We start from the raw sequence: 16,946 nt of genomic DNA, 5'->3' as shown, positions 1-16,946 counted from the left end.
TCAATGGAGCTTCGCCAGCTGTTGTATGCTGTCACGATAACAGAGGAGAAAAGCTTTTCCAAAGCCGCTGAAAAGCTTCACTTGGCCCAGCCATCGCTGAGCCAGCAGATAGCAAAACTTGAGAAGGAAATAGGAGTCGTGCTGTTTGAGCGTTCCTCAAGCCCGATTCGCCTTACGTATGCGGGGGAGCGATTTTTTGAAAAGGCGGTTCGCATTCTTGATCAGATGGATCATCTAAAAAAGGAAATGGAAGATGTAGCGGATCTAACAAGGGGAGATCTGACAATAGGGTGTCTGCCGATAACCGGTGCCCATATTCTGCCGCTTGTTCTGCCGGTCTACAAAGAAAAATATCCCGGTATTCAAATTAAACTCGTAGAGGAAAAAACGGCGGAATTGGAACAAATGACAGCAAGAGGAGCGGCTGAACTGAGCCTGCTGTGGCTGCCTGTGCAGGATCCCAATCTGGAATGGATTGAAATGGTCAGGGAAGAGATATGTCTCGCTGTTCCGCCTGGCCATCCGCTCAGTGGCGCCGGGGAGGTAGAGGTGGGGGCACTAAAAGAGGAACCTTTCATTATGCTGAAGCAGGGACAGGGATTTAGACACCTCGCTTTAAACTGGTGCATGGAGGCAGGCTTCGCCCCCCGGATTGTTTTTGAATCAAGCAACATTGAAACGGTACAAGCACTGGTTGCAGCAGGGATGGGGGTAGCCTTCATTCCAAAAATGATTACCAGGCCAGCGGCCCAGGAATTTATTCCTAACTACCTTAGCCTGGTGAGTCCTCGCCCGTTCCGCACGCTCGTACTGGCCTATAAGAGAGGGCGCTACCTTTCCCGTGCTGCGCATGCCTTCCAGCAAACTGTAAAAGAAGTGCTTTTAACCGGGGAGAAGGTTTCTGGTTGGATTTAAGTCCTACGCCCGGTGTTTCTACTGAATAATTTGCCCGGAATCCTTAATCGAAAGGGAAGATGAAATCCGGTCGATGTAATGGAGGAAGGGCATTTTTTCCTTCTGCTGCATCGGCTTTGGCTGCCCGTTTGTAATGCGGACTGGAATCAGCGCAGCGGATAACTTACCCTGCTGAACATTTACTGAAAACAGAGCGGACTGGCTGCAGCGATCCAGGCTATTTCTGGTAAAGATAAAATTGCCGAGAGAATACGCGATAAGCTTATTTTTATACCGTTCAATCGGCTGAATCACGTGGGGATGGCTGCCTACTACGATATCTGCGCCTAAATCAATCAGTTTGTGAGCTGTATCCACCTGATAGCGTTCAGGCTTTTCACTTCTTTCCTTTCCCCAGTGCAGAAACACGATGACAACGCCCGCCTGTTTTCGGGCTTCTTTTACCTTGCTGTACATCAGTGCAGGGTCATAGGCGCTGGCTAAACCGGCTTTTTTACTTCCTGCGGCCCAACTGGCGCTTGGCATCACCCAGGTATAGTTAAGTACCGCGATTTTCTTGCCTTTTTTCACGGTATAAAAAACGTTCGTTGCATCTGCAAGATTTTTACCTGCACCAACGTGCGGCATTCCTTGCTTATCCAGCGCTGCAATCGTATCCGTCAGTGAAATTGGCCCGTAATCTAACGTGTGATTGTTGGCAAGCCCCACAATTGAAAGGCCTGCTTGCTTCATAGCCTGTGCCATGCGAGGATCGGAGCGGAAGGTGTATTGTTTTTCCTGAGCGGTTCCTCTTAATGTAAGCGTCGTTTCAAGGTTGGCGAGTGAGAGGTCCGCCTGCCGAAAGAAAGGGGATACGGCCGCAAACGGGTAGGAAGTGCCGTGTTTTTTTATTTGCTCCGCTACACTGCCAGTAAACTGCATGTCGCCAGCAAACAGCAGGCTGACGTCCCTGTCAGCGGGCTGAACCGTTGAGTTGGCGTTTCCAGTTGCCGGAGGAGCGACCAGCAGCACGTTGCTGAATAACAGGAAACAAGCAGACAGAAGACTCGTTATCATCGCAATTTTCGTTCTTTTCTCCCTAATCATCTTTTCTCCCCTTGTCAGTTAAAATAGCAGCATAATTATACCGCATTTTTCCTTTTGGTGAGGGAACAATCAGGAAAAAAATTAGCGTCTGGTGAGAAAATGGCCGCTATAGTAAAATGAAGGAAAGGGGGCGAACAATTGTTTAAATTTGTACTTTTCTTCCATCTATTGGCCGTTGCAAGCAAACTGGTTGTCCTGTTTCTGATTCCCCGCCTGAAAGATGTAGAGCAAACCAGGCATTTTCTTGTAAAATACAAAAAAATTGACCTTACTGCAGATATTGTACTTTGGACGACAGGTTTGGCCTTTTTCTTCGTTACATCATTTGCCTACTTGTTGCAGATGTGGATGCTTGTTTCGATGCTTCTTTATATGTTTGTTTTTTATTTGCTGAAGCGTTTTTTAATGAGGGGCCTTAAAGAAGTGGCCGAGAGCCAGAAAATTTATGCCGAGAAGGAGCTAAAATCTCTTCGCTTTCAAAATGTATGTGTAGGAATATTTTCTGTTTTTCTGATTGGGTGTATTGGTGTGTTAATGATGACTAAACCCTTCTAGCAAAGAAAAGACGCCGCGTCTGATGCTTTCTATAGCCTCGCGTCCGGCCTGAATCTTTTGTACTATATTGTAGTTGTGCACAGCATGCTGGTTCGCACATCTTTAGCTAACAAAGCTGCCTGATAATAGGAAAGGTGAGGGATTCAGCGTTTGTGCAGAAATTCCCTCACCTTTTTTCCATAGCCAAAAGCTCTGTCAGAAGGGAGAACAGCCAATTTTTAAAGCGGGCAGAACATTTTACTAGATGATTGCAATTAATTTACCCACTCTGCAACAATAGCTTTAGCCGACTCCAAATCACTCTGAAGAACATAGATGGCTTTGCCCTTCTCGACGTGAGTCTGAATGCTTTGCTCGGCCAAGCGCTTTTTCATTGCGCTTAATCGAAAATCATTCTTATCTAAAAAGACAACGACCCACTCATCTCGAGAAACCTGGGAACTTGTCATAAATTGCCGGAGTTTATTCAAGAACATTATGGTCACCACCTATACTAATCATCCACCTCAATCTGCTTGAGAGCAATAAGGGAAAAGACGCAATTAGCAAGCAGGACCTACTACCCCTTAAAAATACAATTTCATGAACATTTTCCAATTCCGTGCAATATTTGCACTGTTAAATATAGCGAAACTTGGTAGAATCAAAGGTAACAAACCAAAAACATAGAGATGAAGTTGGAGGTAAACTGCCATGACAATGAAAGCAACAGGGGTAGTTCGAAAGGTTGATGAACTTGGAAGAGTCGTTATTCCGATTGAACTTCGCCGCAATCTTGGAATCGCCGAGAAAGATGGTCTGGAGATTTTTGTAGATGATGAGAAAATTATTCTAAAACGGTACGCACCCGCGTGCATTTTTTGTGATTCAGCGGAAGACATCCGCAATTTTAAAGGCCGCAACGTATGTAGCCATTGCATTCAAGAAATCACAGCTGAATAATGGGAACCGAAACAGGGCTAACATATGTAAAAAAGCAGGCAATCCGATGGGCACGCCTGCTTTTACTTATTTAAAGGGAATTTTCACCCGTCCCGCCGCGGCAGTCTTTTTTCTTCCGGTCCTTTAGCATTTTATCGTACTCCTCAAGCATCTGCCGCAGAATTTCTTCCGGCACCTCTGCAAACTGTTCAAGTTCCCGCATCGTAACAAGGCACTGACTTTTACTATCGATGGTATAAAAGCGAAACATAATTCGCCCGCCGGGAAGAACATCCGCCACTTCCCAAATAAAACGGGTTCCAGCTTTATATTGGACCCCCCGGCCATATGTCGGTTGAAAAGGCCGAATATTTTCGACTACCCACATGCCCACACCTCCCAATGTATAACGATGGTATACTATATGCGATGAAGAGCTGGGAAGCAATAGGCAGACGCCGTTTAGGCTCGGTAAAGAAAGCGCCCGATATCGTCAAGGTTTGTAGAAAGGCGGGCTGGCGGCAGACTGTCGAGTACGTGCTGGCCGTATCGTTTGGTATGGATTCGGGTATCAAGGATAACAACCGTCCCCCGATCTTTCTTCGTCCGGATCAAACGGCCGAATCCCTGCTTTAAACGCAGAATCGAGAAAGGAAGCGTGTAATCCGTAAAGCTGTTTTGGCCTTTCCGCTCCAGCCTTTCCGTTCGCGCCCTGGTCAGCGGGTCGGATGGAACAGGGAAGGGGAGCTTGGCCATCACCACACATATTAAATCATCTCCTGGCACGTCCACCCCTTCCCAGAAGGAGTCACAGCCGAACAGAACGGCCTTTCCGCTTGCACGAAACGCCTGAAGCATTTGGTCGCGCGATACTCCAGGACCATGAAGAAGCCCGGTTAATCCAAGCCTCTCCAGCCACGATTTCATATCCTCGTAGATCCGGTTCATCTGGCTGTAGGAGGTAAAAAGCAGAAAAGTCCGCCCGCGGGTTGCCTCAACAATTTCCTTCATGGCTGCGGATAAGAAAGATTCAAATGCCGCTTCAGTAGGAGCCGGAACATTATCAGGCACAACTAGAACGGCCTGTTCTTCATAATTAAAGGGGCTCGGCGCCTGCATGCTTCCGTAGTCATCCATCCCGAGCCGGTTGGCTACAAAGGAAAAATCTCCCTGTGTGGTGAGTGTGGCCGATGTCATAATAACTGTTTTATCCTCGAACAAATCCCCCCGTAAAAGGCTGTTTATTTCAATGGGTGCGGAATACAGGTGCAGGCGTGAACCCCAGGTATAATCATCCTGTAGCATGTTGTTTTCTTTTTCATCCTCTGCAGCAAACGCAACCCATGTCGCCCACTCCTCTGCATTCTCATACAACAGAATATGCTTAAGCATGCCTTCCAACTGTTCGATCTGAGACAAATACCTGTCCATTCCCATTACCGTCTCATTTTCGCCTTTCTCAAGCTCCACCTGTTTTCTCTTATCGCGAATCAAATTTTTAAAATCCGCAAAGATAGGTTGAAAAGAATAGTCCCTAACAATAGGCTTTTTCAGCAGGTATTCATTCTGGGGGCGTTCGGCGAGACCCTTCGCAAGGGGAGCAAAAATTTCAGCCAACCGGGTCACCAGGCGGGCCCTGATTCCTTCTACATGCATCAACAAATCGTTGTCATCAAGCTCGCGAACCCAATGGGCCCTGCGCTTTGTCACCCGCAAAAATAGCTTATTTACTTCTTCCAGGCTGATGTGATACGTATACTGGTTTGTTACCTGGTCCTCAACCCTGTGCGCCTCATCCATAATGACCGCATCATAATGGGGCAGAATGCTAGCGCCTTGTTTGCGCAGCAGAAGATCCGTAAAAAACAACGCATGATTCACAACGATAATCTGCGCATTCTGAAGCTTGCGCCGGGCGTTCTGTATGAAGCATTCCTTATGGAAAGGGCTTTGTTTGCCCATGCAGTCATCCGCATCCCCTTGTATAAGGGAGAAAAGTCCCGGAGGCAGCGGAAAAGGTATTTCATCCCGGTCTCCTTTCTCGAGGGCGGATACATGTTTCGCCAGCCGGCTGATGACGGGTCCATGTTTTTGTTCACCTGCAAGCCTGTCGTCTGCGAGCTCCTGCAGCCGTCTTCTGCAAATATAATTACCGCGTCCCTTAGCCAGCTCAAAGTTAAACGTCTCTGCCCATTCTTCGGAAAGTTCGCTGATAACTTGCTTGACCATGGGAAGCTCCTTTTCCAGAAGCTGTTGCTGAAGGGTTATGGTATTCGTCGATATGATGACGCGTTTTTCCTCTTTTAACGCCCAGTACGCTGCCGGAAGGGCATAACCAAACGATTTGCCGGTTCCGGTGCCAGCCTCGATAAGCGCATGCCGTTCGGACGAAAGGCTTTCTAACACCAGATTGGCCATCTCGAACTGTGCCCTGCGCGGCTGATAATTCGCAACAAACTGCGAAAGGATTCCTTGTCTTTTAAAGATGGAATGCATGATATTGGTTGGTTTTTTACTCATGGTTGAATTCCCTGTTAAAATTTTGTTCCATCGGGACGCCGGGCTGCTTCGTGCATTCATCCGTCCATCCGCATTTAAAACCGAAGCTGAATATACCGAATATGTGGAACTGAACTACTTAAATATATCTCAGAACAATTTATTATCCTATTTTTGGATGTAAAGAAGGAGAAAAGTCTTTTTTTTGTATAAATATTCCATATAAAAGCCATCACCAACTGAATTTTCCGGTTCCCTTGGTGATGGCCTGGCGTGACCCTTGGAAAAAGGTCATAGATAATTTTACAACTAAAACTCTACGTTGTGAAGTTTAAGGGTTAGTTTGCCAAGTGGGGGAGGGGGAAGAAGCAAGTTCAGATTACCGTATTGAAAACATGGGAAAGACAGATTAGACGAAATTGTTGGGAATTATACAAACAACTTTTATTGTAACTAAGAGTTAAAAAAAGATGGGTGGGTAATTTCATGAAAAAGAGAGCCGTTTTTGCAACTTTGGCCACTGTAACACTTTTAAGCATGCCGTTAGATATTGTACTGGCGACTCCTAGATCCTCTCAAGTATCGTCCGTTGAACAAACGATTCCTAAAACAATGCCTCCAGGCACCATCATAACATACGCTTTATCCATAACGTTAACAGACAAAAATTTAATGATTCACTTTTTGATATATGACATTGCAACAGGTAATGTAAAAGAAGTAGCACAGGTTCCGATGACTGCACAGTACCCATTAGGTGCCCATCGATCGTAGGAACGATGTGTTATATTATTCAGAGCGTGACTCTAGTCGGTCGGACCAACTTTTTAAACTTGATTTGAAGACGAAACAAAAAACACAATTGACGACCAATCTATATGCGATTAATAGAATGATTCCGATCGACAATAAAATGATATTAGCGGCTTCTCTAAAGGGAAATAGAAACATTCCATTGGCTTCTTACGACTTGAAAGCGAATAAATTGACGATTTGGCAGAAGGATTTAGATACCTCTGTCCGTTCATTATCACTTAATCCGTTGACAAGCAAGCTTTACGCATCCTTATATTCCCAAAAGGAACAATTAGAGAAAACGCATAAAGCGGATTTGGAACAGGCTCCAGATGTAGTACCGCCTGTTCATCGGGTGGTTGAATATGATATTAATGGACAAATGTTGAAGGAGATTTATAAAACAGAAGAGATGATTACATTTTTCTCCCAAAATGAATACATGGCCTTAATTAGAACTGCTCCGACGATGTTTAAACAAAGAAAATTATATCTACTGAACCCAAACGGGTAAAAAAGAACAGCTCAAAACCGACAAATATAACGCTATCGAATATGCCTTCTTTTCCCCAAATAACGAGGGCTTTTTCTTTACGGCTAGAGAAAATACAAAGAATCAAGATGGAACGCCAAATGCATTGTATTACTATTATTTAAAAACCGGAGAAATCAAAAAAATTCTTGCAAGACCCAACAGCTATATCAATAATTTTCTGTTGCTTAATTGAATTTTAAATAATGCGCCTGAGTGCAGCTAAAAACAGGCAAGGCGCATGTCCGCACCTTTCTTTCCCCCTGTGGAGCGTGTGGAACAGAGGGCGAAAAAGACCGGCAAACTGTCTCCATCATTGAGATACCTAGATGTTTTTGCCGGTCCGTCCGTCGATCCACAAAGCGGCCGTAAAAACTTCTATGAGGGGAAAGGAGAGAGCGGCATGGCCCGCGATGTTTTTCTCAGTTTAAAGCCCCATTTCTTTTTGAATGATCGCGATGTTATCGGCGTGGCACTGCTTTACAAATTGGGAAGGAAAGGCGAAGTCCCGGATCAGCTGGTCTAAACTACCCTGCTTGCCCTCGGTAACGGCCTGACGGACGGTTTTAATATAATGTAAGCCCATTGTAATTCTGCGCTCCATTTCATCAATGGAAGCTGTGGTTTTACCGTGTCCGGGTACGAGCACACTTATGGTATGTTCACGCAGAATCGAACGGGCTGTTTCCAGCGTTTTCACATAGGAAGCTGCACTGTGGTAAATAAAGGGGAACTCAAAATCAGACAAATAGTCACCTGCGATGAAGACGCTGGCAGAGTCAATAACGGTAAAGAGACCATCGTGGGTATGTCCGGGAGCCTGGTAGAAGGTGATGTCGGTGTCTCCTATTGTAATGGTTTCTTTATCCTCTTTTATTACGATGTCTATTTCCGGGAACTCAATAGGGTAGTCCCGTTGTATGTAATAGTCCCAATCAAATTCATGGACCAGGCGGAGCTTTCGTGCTTTCTCGGGATGATCGACAATGCCGATACTGCCAATGGTTTTTGCCTCGGGGAAGGCCCGGTAGCCGATAATATGGTCAAAATCAGCATGGGTAAATAGAAGAAACAATTTGCGGTCTCCTCGGATCGTTTCCACGTAACTGCGAATGTCATGCACTTCATGCGGCAGCCAGCAAGGATCCACGATGAGTATAAAACTATTTGCCCGCACAACAGTGGAAGTGGTCTGGAAGAGTGAGCTTTCAAAGATCGTAAGGTGTTCATTCTTAAATTGAATCATGATGACCTCCATTGCATGGAACCGAAGTATATAGCGCAAACACCATCGATCATACCACAAATCATGGCATGCCTAAAATCCCGGCGCTGCTAGTCAAATGGAGAAAACGAATCTTGCACAGTGCCGCAGCTATCAGTGAAATTGTTATATCGAATATACGTTTGCTATTTTATCATGTAAAGGATAAACTAAGAAAAAAATGAACCATGTTACAGGTGAAAGCCATGATCTTATTATGCGACATGAACTCTTTTTTTGCTTCTGTACATCAGAGCAGAGATCCTTCCCTGCGTGGCAAGCCGGTAATCGTGGCGGGAGACCCGCGGAAAAGAAGGGGAATCGTTGTAGCTGCGAGCTATGAGGCTAAAGCGGCAGGAGTATATACGACCATGCACTACTTTGAGGCGAGGAAGAAGTGTCCGCAGGCTATTTTTGTACAGCCTGTCCACGGCATTTATCGCTCCTATTCAGAAGTTATCATGCGCTTTCTATCCCGCATTGGTCCTTGTGAAGTGGCATCAATTGACGAGGCGTACGTGGATATTACCGAGCTCACAGAAAGAGGATACAAAGCGGCTGAAATTGCTTCATACATCCAGCGAAAACTCCAGGCCGAACTGCACATTCCTTCAAGTGTTGGCGCAGGTCCAAATAAGTTAATAGCCAAAATGTGCGCAGATGTTAAAAAACCACGAGGGTTTGTGCAAATGGGGATTAAGCAGTTTCAGGCCTACTTCTGGCCCCAGCCTGTTGCAAAACTGCATGGGTGCGGCCAGAAAACAGCTGATAAACTCGGGATACAGGGTCTTCATACAATAGGCCAGCTTGCGGCTTATCCTCTTGTTAAGCTGACAGCAGCTTATGGTAAGAAGGGAGAATATCTACACCGCGCGGCAAACGGGATCTTGTATTCACCGGTAAATCCGGAAAGGCGAAAAGGGGAGAAAACGATTGGTTCATCCCGCACGTTTGCTTTTGATACAACAGATAAAAACATGATCGAGCAAACCGCTCGCCTTTTTAGCGAAAAATTGGCGGATAAACTCGGGAGCAAAGACAAAAAGGCTAAAACGATTTCGGTTGAAGTTAAATATGATTACAGGCAGACGATATCCCGCAGCATAACGCTTGAAGAGGCAACAAACAATGCGGGGGAAATATATAAGACAGCCCTTTATTTATATCACGAGCATTTTGCACACCAGCCGGTAAGGCTGTTTGGCATTCGCTTACACAACTTAATTGAACAAGAATTTGAACAGCTGCGCTTTGATTTTTAACCACAACTAGGATAGGAGGAAATAACATTGGTTATGCGAATTGGAGTGGTATCGGATACCCATATGCCTTCCAGGGCAAATGGGATACCAAAGGAGCTGGCCGAAGGGCTTAAGGGGGTGGATTTAATTGTGCATGCCGGAGATTGGGTCGCTCCAGATGTGGCGGATTTACTGGAGGAAATAGCCCCGGTAGAAGGGGTTTCCGGCAATAATGATGGAGAAGAAATCAGGGCGAGGTTTGGCCGTAAAAAGATCCTGCAGCTGGCAGGTTTTAAGATTGGGGTTGTTCACGGGGACGGCAGCAAGTGGACAACTGAAAAAAGAGCCAGAGAGGCTTTTCGGAATGAAACGGTAGATATTATTATATTTGGGCATTCTCATGCTCCTTATCGGGAAGAGGTAGAGGGCGCACTGCTGTTTAATCCAGGCTCACCGACCGATAAAAGAAGGCAGCCTTTGTTCTCATACGGAATTCTTGAACTGGGACAAACACTAGAAGCCCGTCACTTTTTTTATCCTGATAAATCGTGGAACTAAAAGAGCCCAGTCAAATCTCTAAAATAGGCAAATACAGTAGAAAACCTACAAAAAGAGATTTGAGGAGGCTATTTCAGTGCAAGATTATAATACGGATGAGCGAGCTATTCCTGTTAGGGGGACGGAAGAAAGGCAACAGCACAACCACCCACATAACCACCCACATAGCTCCTATCACCCGCCGCGCCCATACTACAATAACTATTATAATGTTTATTATCCGCCTTATTACCCGCCATCCCCGTACTATGCTTATTCGCCCAATTACAATGGGAATGGATAATGCAACGGCGGTGGCGACGGCTCCGGTTATACAGGATAAGGCCATTAGGCTCAGTTATACGAGTGCCGGAAAAATCTGTTCGTTCTGCTAGTCTAAAAAATTTAAAAAGAAATCAGCCGCTGTTAAAAGCTGGCTGTTTTCTTTTTATTATGATATAAATACTATGATAATGAATAAAATAGTAAAAATTACCCGTGATCTTTTTCTTGTTTTAAAAAATAGGATAAAGATGGAGGTGACAGATTTTGTATGAAGGATAATACAGAATTACGGGTTAAGCTGTTAAAAGAAATTTATGATTATTACGTTAAAACAAATGGGGAAGCTATGCGCATTCAATTGGATAAACAGCGAGGTAAACTTACGCTCGGGTATGAATATCTTCAGAAAAGAAATTTTATTAAGTTTGATATGACCGATGAAAACACCGGTCTGGCTGTTATATGTCCTGATGGCATTGATTTCCTCATGAATCAGGTTAAACGTTCCGGGTAGAACAGCTTGTTTACCTTATAAATCATTCGGGTAAAAAACAGTTTATATGCAAAAAAACTCGCCAAGAATTCAACGAAAAACGATTCGATAGGGTATGATAAGGCAGTAAATACTTTGCAATGGGGAGGTTTATACATATGCTCCAAAGCCTTTCGGACACAACAGTATTAAAAAATGGAGTTAAAATGCCGTGGTTTGGACTTGGCGTCTACAAAGCACAAGAAGGCTCAGAAGTTATCCAGGCTGTAAAGGCTGCCATTGAGGCCGGATACAAAAGCATCGATACGGCTGCGCTGTATCATAACGAAGAAGGTGTTGGCACCGCTATAAAGGAAAGCGGTGTCGCGCGGGAAGAACTCTTTATTACAACAAAGGTTTGGAATGCCGATCAGGGTTATGAGTCCACACTGCGCGCTTTTGAGGAAAGCCGAAAGAAACTTGGCCTTGAGTACATTGATTTGTATCTCATTCACTGGCCAGTAAAAGGGAAATACAGAGATACGTGGCGTGCATTGGAAAAGCTGTACAGCGACGGAGCAGTCCGGGCGATCGGGGTAAGCAATTTTCAGATTCACCACCTGCAGGATGTAATGGCAGATTGTAAGGTTGTCCCTATGCTGAACCAGGTGGAATACCATCCTTATTTGACGCAAAAGGAAGTTCTTCGTTTTTGTAAAGAAAACGAAATCCAGATGGAGGCATGGAGCCCGCTCGCAAGAGGAGAAGCCCTGCATGATCCGGTGCTTGTCGTACTTGGCGAGAAATACAAAAAAAACCCGGCACAGATTATTTTACGCTGGGATCTGCAAAATGGCGTAGTGACGATTCCTAAATCGGTTCATGAGAATCGCATCCGCCAGAATGCGGACATTTTTGACTTTGAACTGTCACCGGAAGACATGGACAAAATCACCGGGCTTAATAAAAATAAACGGACAGGCGCTGATCCGGATAATTTCAACTTCTAACTTAACAAACGGGGACCACCTTCAATTTGTGAAAAGTGGTCCCCGTTCACTTCTTTAGTTTCGATGATCAATTCTTGATTATATTATAAAATGGCCGGCTGTTCTTTTGCTTTAACGACGACTTCACTCTCCCGTTCACCGAATACCGGCCACCATTTCTTTCCGTCCCGTGCAAGCAGCTGGTGGGCTTCATCAGGACCCCAGGTGCCAGATGGATAATGCGGAATCTCTTCCTTCGTCTGATCCCAGGCTCGCCGAATTGGATCCACAAACTTCCACGCAATAGAAACTTCATCCCAGCGGGTAAAGAAAGTAGAATCGCCTGTTGCCGCATCATAGAGCAAGCTTTCATACGCTTCTGGCGATTGATCGGAACAATTGTTGCAGAACTCCATCGCAATCGGCACAACCTTATCGTCTGTTCCCTGCCTTTTTGCATTCAGGAGCAGGTACATGCCTTCCTCCGGGTTAATCCGGATAATAAGCAGGTTGGGCCCTAAATCATTATTTTTGTTAAAGTAAAGATTTTTAGGAAGCTCTTTGAATTGAATAATAATTTCTGTTGTTTTCTTCGGCATGCGTTTTCCTGTCCGAATATAGATGGGCACACCGGCCCAGCGGAAGTTATCCACAAATAATTTGGCTGCAACAAATGTTTCCGTAGAGGATTTCGGTGCAACACCATGTTCACTACGATACCCCGGCAGCTCTTCTCCATTGATTTCGCCTGAAGAATATTGGCCGCGGACAACATTAAAAGCAACTTCTTGTTCAGCGTACCGGCGCAGAGCGCGAAGGACTTTTACCTTCTCATCGCGAACCGCTTCTGTTTTCAGCCGGCTTGGCGGTTCCATACATACCATCATGACCATCTGCAGCATATGGTTCTGGACCATATCACGCAGCGCGCCAGAGTGCTCATAATAGGCAGCCCGTTCCTCAACGCCTACCGTTTCGCTTGCTGTGATCTGGATGTTGTCGATATAACGATTATTCCAGAGCGGCTCAAACATAGAATTGGCGAAGCGGATGACTTCGATGTTTTGTACCATTTCTTTGCCAAGATAATGGTCGATCCTATACACTTCTTCTTCGTTGAAAGATCGGCTAATCTCTTCGTTAAGGGTTTTGGCGGACTCAAGATCATGTCCGAATGGTTTTTCAATGATAAGCCGTTTCCAACCTTTTGCATCGGTAAGACCCGAATCTTTCAAGTTGTTTGAGACCACACCAAACAGTTCCGGGGCCAGTGCCAGATAGAACATCCTGTTGCCAGGAAGATTAAATTTCGCTTCGTATTCCTGTACCTTACTTGTGAGGGTACCGTATGCAGTGGCGTCTTTCACGTTAACTGCTGTGTAATCAAAATGAGAAATAAAGGCCTGCCATTCTTCTTCGCTGCACATTGGAATGCGGGCATAGGTTGAAATCGATTCTTTCAGCTCTGCTAGGAATTTTTCCCGCGATAATTCTGATCGTCCAACGCCTATGACAGCAAAGTCGTTATGAAGCTGGTTATTCTGATACAAGCTGTATAAGGCCGGGAAAAGTTTTCGTTTGGATAAATCGCCGGTTGCGCCGAAGAGAACTAACACAAATGGGTCGTATTGTTGGATTTCTGGGGACACTTGGCTGCACTCCTATTCACACATAGTTTCGTAAGGCACCATCTTAGCTTTCCGTGTTCATATAGAAGATGCCCAACATTTTTTCTTACGTAATGTTTCCCTTCTTTACCTCAAACATGTATAAACGAAAAATCCCGTTTGAAGTATAGCAGATATATCGGTTTTATCACAGGAATAATATGGATTTTTTGTGCTCTGGTTAAAATAAAAAGAAAGGAGTGGGTGATATGAAATGGATATACTGGATCCGGTTATTCGATTCGAAATTCCAGGCAGATTGCCTTGCAAAAAGGATGGAAGAAGACTGGTGGGTTTATGGATACAAAAGCCCCCGTTTCATTGAGGTTTTTCGTCTGAAGAAAGTGAAATACTGCGTACGTTTCGTCTGGTAAAAAGTACAAATCTGTACAGAACAAGGCCAACCCTTTAAGATTAAATAAAGGGGGGATCCCATTGATTTATGATAGCCATATTCATCTGGATGCTTATACAGCTTGTCCAGCTGATCTAGCCTATGCCATTGAACAGTGGATGGAAGCGGGCATAACGGGCGTCATTGCCGTATCCACAGATTTGGCATCCGCGTACCGAACGCTTGAACTTCAGCGGGCATTTCCTGATTTTGTACATGCTGCAGCAGGCTTTCATCCCGAACGGCAGCTACCCAGTGACCGGGAAATCAGCGAGATGCTGCAACTGATAGCAACGGAAAGAGATCGGCTTGCAGCCATCGGTGAAGTTGGCCTGCCCCATTACAGCGAGCACACGAAATCATTATCGCACTACACCGAGCTGCTGGAGATCTTTGCCGGGGAAGCGGTCAAACATAAACTTCCGCTTGTGCTTCATGCGGTACATGATAAAGCGGAGATTGCCTTATCCATTTTACAAAAACATAAGGTGCCCACTGCACATTTTCATTGGTTAAAAGCCCCGGAACCTGTACTTCAACGCATTATTGCAAGCCGGTATTACATATCAGTCACACCGGAAGTTTGCTACCGCACACGCGATCAGCTGCTGCTCAAGAAACTGCCAAATGATAGATTTATGCTGGAAACAGACGGTCCCTGGCCGTTTACCGGAGTTTTCTCTCACAATAAAACCACGCCTCTTTTTCTGCTGGAGACTGCCCGGCAGGCGGCTAGAGTGAGGGCGATGGATCTGGATACCTTATTGGTGCAAGCAAGCGCCAATACCAGGCGGTGCTATGGTATAAGTGAAGGCTAAACCAAATGAGAAAAACATCGTGGGCCATACCGCTCTCTCCTTTCCCCTCATAGAAGTTTTTACGGCCGCTTTGTGGAACGACGGACGGACCGGCAAAACATCTGGGTATCTCAATGATGGAGACAGTTGCCGGTCTTTTTCGTCCTCTGTTCCACACGCTCCACAGGGGGAAAGAAAGGTGCGGAAATGCGCCTCACGATGTTTTTCTTGAATGTTATGGGACCGCAGGTCCCATTAAAAAATCGCTCAAGGCACTTCAACAGTGTGAAGCACATAAACTCAATACTAACAAAGAGAAAGGGACCTATCGGTCCCAGCAAAAAATTACTTTAATACTTAAAGCGAAATATAATTTACGACAAAAAGGCCCGCGTTAGCACCCTGGCTTGGGGGCTGGCGGACCTTACAACCTTACAAGAACTTACTGTTTTGTTATCGTGTACACGGCACGGTTCGTTTTAAAAGAAATTTCGTTTTCCTGTACGTGTCTTTCCATAATATGCTCGAAAGGTATCTCGTATGTCTGGTAGGGAAGCCGGCTTTGTTCCTCATCGGCGATAACAATTCCCGGCCCTTTTAATCGCAGGCTAAAAGGGAGGATGTAATCGTCGATCGGATTGATCCTTTCAATCTCCGTGTCCTGTAAAAGCACGGCTGTACGGTCAATATCACCGTCCTCTTCCTTATAAATCGTAATTTCACTTCCAACCCAGTTGTTAAGCGCTTCTTGTACATGGTGCGCTTGTTCTTTTGGATGCTCCATTTTTTCACCCCATTGTCCATTTCAGTGTGCCTTCCCTGTGGAAGATAAGTAGTATGGTGGAAAGTTTATGCGATTCTTTTATTTATCCCACAAAGGTGAGGGGAATAAACCGGGGATGGCAAGTGAATGTTTTCTGGTTTGCTCCGCCTGCGCATTCGGGTAAGAAATGGGGGTATGAAAGGCAAAACAGAGCGAAAACCTATGGGGAATACTTATTCGATGTTACATTTGCTTCCATGGAAAATGTACGCTACTATAAAGCAAAGAACGAGAAAAAGAGGAGCTGGTAAACGATGCGTAAATTGCAGAAACAAATTATAGAAGAGCTGCATGTCCAGCCTGAGATTAACCCGAAGGAAGAAATACGCAGAAGAATTGACTTCTTAAAGCAATACGTTGTATCCGCTAAAGCTAAAGGATTTGTCCTGGGCATTTCCGGCGGACAAGACTCGACGCTTTCTGGAAGATTGGCACAGCTTGCAGTGGAAGAGCTTCGGGACGAAACGGGAGAAGAGTATACGTTTATCGCCGTACGCCTTCCCTATGGTGTGCAGAAGGACGAAGAGGATGCCCAGAAGGCGATGGCTTTTATTCAGGCCGATAAGGAATTTACGGTTAACATTAAGGCCGCTGTCGATGCTTCGGCTGCCACGTTTAAAGAGGCAACGGGTGAAACGTTGACTGATTTTCTCAAAGGAAATGAAAAGGCACGCGAACGGATGAAAGCACAGTATGATATTGGGGCTTACTTTAAACTGCTTGTCATTGGAACCGACCATGCAGCTGAAGCCGCTACCGGCTTCTTTACGAAGTATGGCGATGGCGGCGCTGACCTTACACCGCTTACAGGTTTAACGAAGCGTCAGGGAAAAGCGCTGCTGAGGGAATTAAACGCGCCTGAACATCTGTATACGAAAATCCCAACTGCTGATCTGGAGGATGATAAACCGCTGGTGCCTGATGAAGTTGCGCTTGGTTTTAGCTATGATGAGCTGGACGATTACCTGGAAGGCAAAGAGGTAAAAGAAGAAGTGGCGCAAAAAATAGAGCAGCGTTACGAGATTACCAAACATAAGCGCCATCTACCGGCCGATCCGTTTGATCAATGGTGGAAATAGGCGGACAGCCACAGGACGGAACGTTTTGCAGATGAGCTTACGGAACAACGCGTCCTGCGCTTTCATCTACGAAAAAAGAAGGATTTTTAACAGTA

General features: G+C 45.3%; 21 protein-coding genes. 14 read left to right on the top strand and 7 right to left on the bottom strand.

Features of this window, described 5'->3' with window-relative positions; all coding sequences use genetic code 11:
• Positions 1-3: 3 nt before the first annotated feature.
• Positions 4-915 (top strand): LysR family transcriptional regulator, encoded by a 912-nt coding sequence (locus PP175_RS15010; protein WP_272439142.1) that lies wholly within the window; start codon positions 4-6, stop codon positions 913-915.
• 18 nt (positions 916-933) lie between these two features.
• On the opposite strand, the gene PP175_RS15005 is transcribed toward PP175_RS15010, so the two are convergent.
• Positions 934-2,001, bottom strand: coding sequence for a CapA family protein (locus PP175_RS15005; RefSeq protein ID WP_272439141.1), 1,068 nt, complete (start codon positions 1,999-2,001; stop codon positions 934-936).
• Positions 2,002-2,139: 138 nt separating this feature from the next.
• On the opposite strand from PP175_RS15005, the gene PP175_RS15000 reads away from it, so the two are divergent.
• Positions 2,140-2,556, top strand: a complete 417-nt coding sequence (locus PP175_RS15000; RefSeq protein WP_272439140.1) for a hypothetical protein — start codon at positions 2,140-2,142, stop codon at positions 2,554-2,556.
• A gap of 254 nt (positions 2,557-2,810) precedes the next feature.
• Here PP175_RS15000 and PP175_RS14995 read toward each other — a convergent pair whose 3' ends face one another.
• A complete protein-coding gene (locus PP175_RS14995) occupies positions 2,811-3,026 on the bottom strand; it encodes a hypothetical protein (RefSeq protein ID WP_272439139.1) in 216 nt (71 codons plus the stop codon).
• Between the two features lie 223 nt (positions 3,027-3,249).
• Here PP175_RS14995 and PP175_RS14990 point away from each other — a divergent pair, with 223 nt between their 5' ends.
• Entirely contained in the window at positions 3,250-3,498 is a 249-nt protein-coding gene (locus tag PP175_RS14990) for an AbrB/MazE/SpoVT family DNA-binding domain-containing protein (protein WP_272439138.1), read from the top strand.
• 70 nt (positions 3,499-3,568) lie between these two features.
• On the opposite strand, the gene PP175_RS14985 is transcribed toward PP175_RS14990, so the two are convergent.
• A complete protein-coding gene (locus PP175_RS14985; protein ID WP_272439137.1) occupies positions 3,569-3,865 on the bottom strand; it encodes a hypothetical protein in 297 nt (98 codons plus the stop codon).
• 74 nt (positions 3,866-3,939) lie between these two features.
• Entirely contained in the window at positions 3,940-5,997 is a 2,058-nt protein-coding gene (locus tag PP175_RS14980) for an ATP-dependent DNA helicase (RefSeq protein WP_272439136.1), read from the bottom strand.
• A gap of 465 nt (positions 5,998-6,462) precedes the next feature.
• Between PP175_RS14980 and PP175_RS14975 the strand changes: the two genes are divergently transcribed.
• A complete protein-coding gene (locus PP175_RS14975; protein WP_272439135.1) occupies positions 6,463-6,750 on the top strand; it encodes a hypothetical protein in 288 nt (95 codons plus the stop codon).
• Positions 6,751-6,757: 7 nt separating this feature from the next.
• Positions 6,758-7,285 (top strand): hypothetical protein, encoded by a 528-nt coding sequence (locus tag PP175_RS14970; RefSeq protein ID WP_272439134.1) that lies wholly within the window; start codon positions 6,758-6,760, stop codon positions 7,283-7,285.
• Positions 7,286-7,730: 445 nt separating this feature from the next.
• On the opposite strand, the gene PP175_RS14965 is transcribed toward PP175_RS14970, so the two are convergent.
• Complete coding sequence (locus tag PP175_RS14965) at positions 7,731-8,549, bottom strand: MBL fold metallo-hydrolase (protein ID WP_272439133.1); 819 nt, start codon at positions 8,547-8,549, stop codon at positions 7,731-7,733.
• Positions 8,550-8,773: 224 nt separating this feature from the next.
• On the opposite strand from PP175_RS14965, the gene PP175_RS14960 reads away from it, so the two are divergent.
• The 5 genes from PP175_RS14960 (at position 8,774) to PP175_RS14940 (ending at position 12,112) form a co-directional block, all read left to right on the top strand.
• Positions 8,774-9,829 (top strand): Y-family DNA polymerase, encoded by a 1,056-nt coding sequence (locus PP175_RS14960; RefSeq protein ID WP_272439132.1) that lies wholly within the window; start codon positions 8,774-8,776, stop codon positions 9,827-9,829.
• Positions 9,830-9,862: 33 nt separating this feature from the next.
• Positions 9,863-10,366 carry a metallophosphoesterase family protein gene (locus PP175_RS14955; protein WP_272443279.1) on the top strand — a complete coding sequence of 168 codons (504 nt, stop codon included), beginning with the start codon at positions 9,863-9,865 and terminating at the stop codon, positions 10,364-10,366.
• Positions 10,367-10,461: 95 nt separating this feature from the next.
• Entirely contained in the window at positions 10,462-10,740 is a 279-nt protein-coding gene (locus PP175_RS14950; RefSeq protein WP_272439131.1) for a hypothetical protein, read from the top strand.
• Positions 10,741-10,898: 158 nt separating this feature from the next.
• On the top strand, positions 10,899-11,144 hold the full coding sequence (locus tag PP175_RS14945) for a hypothetical protein (protein ID WP_272439130.1): 246 nt from the start codon (positions 10,899-10,901) through the stop codon (positions 11,142-11,144).
• 137 nt (positions 11,145-11,281) lie between these two features.
• Positions 11,282-12,112: an aldo/keto reductase gene (locus PP175_RS14940; RefSeq protein ID WP_272439129.1), complete on the top strand. Its 831-nt coding sequence runs from the start codon at positions 11,282-11,284 to the stop codon at positions 12,110-12,112.
• Between the two features lie 83 nt (positions 12,113-12,195).
• On the opposite strand, the gene zwf is transcribed toward PP175_RS14940, so the two are convergent.
• The gene (gene zwf, locus PP175_RS14935; RefSeq protein WP_272439128.1) at positions 12,196-13,740 is read right to left on the bottom strand and encodes a glucose-6-phosphate dehydrogenase; all 1,545 of its coding nucleotides are present in this window, start codon (positions 13,738-13,740) and stop codon (positions 12,196-12,198) included.
• Positions 13,741-13,967: 227 nt separating this feature from the next.
• Here zwf and PP175_RS14930 point away from each other — a divergent pair, with 227 nt between their 5' ends.
• Positions 13,968-14,132, top strand: coding sequence for a hypothetical protein (locus PP175_RS14930; protein WP_272439127.1), 165 nt, complete (start codon positions 13,968-13,970; stop codon positions 14,130-14,132).
• 61 nt (positions 14,133-14,193) lie between these two features.
• A complete protein-coding gene (locus PP175_RS14925) occupies positions 14,194-14,970 on the top strand; it encodes a TatD family hydrolase (RefSeq protein ID WP_272439126.1) in 777 nt (258 codons plus the stop codon).
• 421 nt (positions 14,971-15,391) lie between these two features.
• On the opposite strand, the gene PP175_RS14920 is transcribed toward PP175_RS14925, so the two are convergent.
• Positions 15,392-15,733, bottom strand: a complete 342-nt coding sequence (locus PP175_RS14920; RefSeq protein WP_272439125.1) for a protein YmzB — start codon at positions 15,731-15,733, stop codon at positions 15,392-15,394.
• A gap of 53 nt (positions 15,734-15,786) precedes the next feature.
• On the opposite strand from PP175_RS14920, the gene PP175_RS14915 reads away from it, so the two are divergent.
• Both PP175_RS14915 and nadE read left to right on the top strand, forming a co-directional pair.
• Positions 15,787-16,023, top strand: coding sequence for a hypothetical protein (locus tag PP175_RS14915; RefSeq protein ID WP_272439124.1), 237 nt, complete (start codon positions 15,787-15,789; stop codon positions 16,021-16,023).
• A 12-nt stretch (positions 16,024-16,035) separates the two neighbouring features.
• Complete coding sequence (nadE, locus tag PP175_RS14910; RefSeq protein ID WP_272443278.1) at positions 16,036-16,851, top strand: NAD(+) synthase; 816 nt, start codon at positions 16,036-16,038, stop codon at positions 16,849-16,851.
• The last annotated feature ends 95 nt before the right edge of the window (positions 16,852-16,946 follow it).

The sequence above is a fragment of the Aneurinibacillus sp. Ricciae_BoGa-3 genome (genome assembly GCF_028421645.1).
In the GTDB taxonomy this organism is placed as follows: Bacteria; Bacillota; Bacilli; order Aneurinibacillales; family Aneurinibacillaceae; genus Aneurinibacillus_B.
The sequence above is the reverse complement of the archived record's forward strand: the minus strand, read 5'-3'. Positions and strand labels throughout refer to the sequence as shown.